3 protein-coding genes are annotated in these 3,568 nt (G+C 61.3%); 2 read left to right on the top strand and 1 reads right to left on the bottom strand.

Annotated elements, in window-relative coordinates; translation table 11 throughout:
• Positions 1–219, bottom strand: a 219-nt coding sequence (locus tag VGG64_03915) for a hypothetical protein (protein HEY1598720.1), incomplete at its 3' end; no start/stop codon positions are given.
• Positions 220–897: 678 nt separating this feature from the next.
• Here VGG64_03915 and VGG64_03910 point away from each other — a divergent pair.
• Both VGG64_03910 and VGG64_03905 read left to right on the top strand, forming a co-directional pair.
• Complete coding sequence (locus tag VGG64_03910; GenBank protein HEY1598719.1) at positions 898–1,962, top strand: class I fructose-bisphosphate aldolase; 1,065 nt, start codon at positions 898–900, stop codon at positions 1,960–1,962.
• A gap of 126 nt (positions 1,963–2,088) precedes the next feature.
• Positions 2,089–3,276, top strand: coding sequence for a hypothetical protein (locus VGG64_03905; GenBank protein HEY1598718.1), 1,188 nt, complete (start codon positions 2,089–2,091; stop codon positions 3,274–3,276).
• The last annotated feature ends 292 nt before the right edge of the window (positions 3,277–3,568 follow it).

The following is a 3,568-nucleotide window of genomic DNA, read 5'->3' as shown; positions in this document are numbered from 1 at the left end:
ATCGGTAAAGCGACCATCAAGACGGTGCTTCGTCGGCTTGCCAAGACCCAAGACGTCGAGCAACTTGCGTTCGCCTTGCTGCTGCGCGTCGGCTTGTATCGCTTCGCGCGTGTACAAGGCGAAAAGAATGAGCAGGGTTGCTAACGGCACCAGGACAATTAGAACGCGCTTGGCAGAAAAGGGCCGCTTTTCAGAGGGCGTGAAGCTTGCGGTGGACATCTAGAGAACCCTCGCAGGGAGAGAGAAATGTAGCCCGTTAACTGTAAGTAATGATTCCAAAAACTCCAGTCATGTCGTAATGAGATTCCCCAAGAATTGTGGGGGGCGGGAGATTTTGCCGACGCTCGCGTAACCATGCCGGCCGAGCGCACATCGTCCTGTACGAAAGCATCCCCACACCGGCGTACCTCGGCGGGCACGGCACCCGAAATCCTGCACGGCACCAATCGCCCGACGGGGTGCGGCGCTTTGTTAGGAATTCATTAGATGATCCGGCGGCGTCGCAACGACGCACCGCGATGCAGATCGCGACGTCAGCCCTAAACGATACTCCGCCCGGTGCCCTGCTGACACTCGCGAAAGCAAATTTGCCGAGCGCACATCGTTGGGTACAAAATCCGGGTGCCGGGTGGCATGCTTACGCTCGCATAAGCATGCCGGTCGAGTGCATGTTTTACTGTACGAATGCATGCCCGCGTCGGCAGACCGTCGTGGGCATGGCACCCATGCGTTGCGGTATTCCGTCTCCATTAGTTTGCTAGCGACGGCAAGGTTCAACAACGAATCGTCCGCCTGGCGCAGATCGCACAATCGTTTATACTGCGGCGTCCCGCCACTACGTTGCCGGGGCCAACTGATGGACATTTTTTCTCGGCCATGCCAAGCCGGAGGTGATTTATGAGCGAGTGGATTGCAAAGCTGTTGGGCCCGGACGCCGCGACCCTGCTGGAGCATCGTTGCCAGACGATCCCCAAGGAGCAGTTGCACCTGCCGGGGCCTGATTTTGTCGACCGCATCTTTGTCCCCAGCGATCGCAACCAGCGCACGATCGGCAACCTGGCCTGGATGTTCCAGCATGGCCGTTTGGCCGGCACCGGCTACATGTCGATCTTGCCGGTGGATCAGGGTATCGAGCATTCGGCCGGCGCCTCGTTCGCCCCCAACCCGGAATACTTCGATCCCGAGAACATCGTCAAGCTGGCGATCGATGGCGGCTGCAACGCCGTGGCGTCGACCTTCGGCGTGCTGGGGATCGTGGCCCGCAAGTACGCCCACCGCATCCCCTTCATCGTGAAAATCAATCACAACGAGCTGCTGACCTATCCCAACCGCTTCGAGCAGATCATGTTCGGCGAGGTGGATCGGGCGTACGAGATGGGGGCCGCGGCCGTCGGCGCCACGGTCTACTTCGGCTCGGAAGATGCCGGCCGCGAGATCGTCGAAGTCGCCAAGGCCTTCACCCGTGCGCACGAACTGGGCATGGCCACTGTTCTGTGGTGCTACTTGCGCAACTCGGCCTTCAAGAAGGACAAAGACTATCACGTCTCGGCCGATCTCACTGGCCAGGCCAACCACCTGGGCGTGACGATTCAGGCCGACATCATCAAGCAGAAGCTGCCCGAGAACAATGGCGGCTACAAGGCGCTCAACGCCGACGGCAAAACCTACGGCAAGTACGACGAGCGGATGTACACCAAGCTCTCGACCGATAACCCTATCGATCTGACGCGCTATCAGGTGGCCAACTGCTACATGGGGCGCGCCGGGCTGATCAACTCGGGCGGGGCCTCGGGCAAGCACGACCTGGCCGACGCGGTGCGCACGGCCGTGATCAACAAGCGGGCCGGCGGACTGGGCCTGATCAGCGGCCGCAAAGCCTTTCAACGCCCCATGAAGGAAGGGGTCGAGCTGTTGAACAAGATCCAGGACGTGTATCTGGACAAGGGCGTGACGGTGGCCTAACGAACAGCGTCCTGCCAATGGCGCGACACGCCGCGGGCGTGCGCGCAAATTCTTCTCTGCGAAATCTGCGTTTTCTGCGGATTCGTCGCTTCGTAACCGGCCGCGCAGGCGTGTTATGATGCGGCTATGAAGCTGCGTCCCACCGGACCGACGTTTGGGCTCACTCTCCGCGGCATGCTGGTCATCACCGCGCTCTTGGCGGTCGGCATGGCCTTTGTCGGCACCAAAGTCAACCGCGCGCGAAATGAGCAGGCGATCGCCAACGAGATTACGCGGTCGGGCGGGTCCTTTCAGCGCCAATCCTACGGCATGGCCGCTTCGACGACGGACCGCACCTGGTTCGAACGGTGGCTGGACCTCGACTTGGAAGCGCGGATTGTGCAGGTCTCATTGGGCGGCTGGGAAGTGACGGATGCCGATGTGCAGCGTTTGGCCGGTCTGTCGGATCTCGCGCACTTATCGCTAACCAGTTGCAATCTCGATGGCACCAGCCTGGCTGCGCTCGAAGGATTGCCCCATCTGACCGCGATTGCCGTATCGGGATCGGCGCTGACGGATGAAGGGATCGCCGCCCTCGGCCGGCTGCCGGCCGTCGAACGACTCTCGATCGATGCCCATGGAGGCCGGGCCGGCTTTGCTCTACGGCTCACGGATGCGGGCTTGGCGCAACTCAAGCATCTCAAATCGCTCAGGCATCTGGCCCTCGGAACATCACAATTCACAGACGATCGATTGCGCGCGCTGAGCGGCCTTGCGCAAATAGAAGTGCTCGTACTGTCGCGCACCGGTCTCACCGACGCAGGGTTGCCGGAAATGCTCGACGGCCTGACCGGCCTGCGATCGCTCAACATCCAAAATGCCATGGTCACTGGGCCGGGGCTGGCAAAGCTCCGCGACTGCCCACGCCTGCTGTCGTTGCGTCTCAGCTGTCCGCTTACCGACGACAGTCTGACGTACCTGGCCAACGTGCGGCAATTGGCGCAGTTGGATATCGGCGGAGCATCCGGCCTGATGCTCACCGACAAGGGGCTCGCGCATCTCGAGCAGCTGACGAACCTGACGCAGCTCTCTTTGAACGGATCACGGTTCGGCGACGCCGGCCTGCAGCATTTGAGCCGGCTGACCGCGCTAGTCGACGTGCAACTCGAACCCGCCAAAGCCGAGTTTACCTATCAAGGCCTCAAATATCTCGAGTCGCTCACCAACCTGAAGACGCTGCGCTTGACGACTGGCGCGGACGTGCCCGTCAAGCTCTCTCCGGCCGCGATCTACGATCTGCAGCGCGCCGTCCCCGGGCTCATCGTGCAGCAGTAAGAATGCCGCAAAACAAATGTCGTTCTCGCACGACAGATGGGGCACGTCGTCTCTGCGTCCCTCTGAGCGACACGCCGACGGTCTAAGCGCCAATCCTGCTCGGCGGAATCTGCGTCATCTGCGGATTTGTCGCTTCGTAGCCGGCCGCGCAGCCATGTTATGATGCGGCTATGAAGCTGCGCCCCACCGGACCGACCTTCGGGCTCACTCTCCGCGGTATGCTCGTCATCACCGCGCTGTTGGCGGTTGGCATGGCCTTCGTCGGCACCAAGGTCAACCGCGCGCGAAATGA

Source organism: Pirellulales bacterium (assembly GCA_036490175.1).
GTDB lineage: Bacteria > Planctomycetota > Planctomycetia > Pirellulales > JACPPG01 > JACPPG01.
The sequence above is the reverse complement of the archived record's forward strand: the minus strand, read 5'-3'. Positions and strand labels throughout refer to the sequence as shown.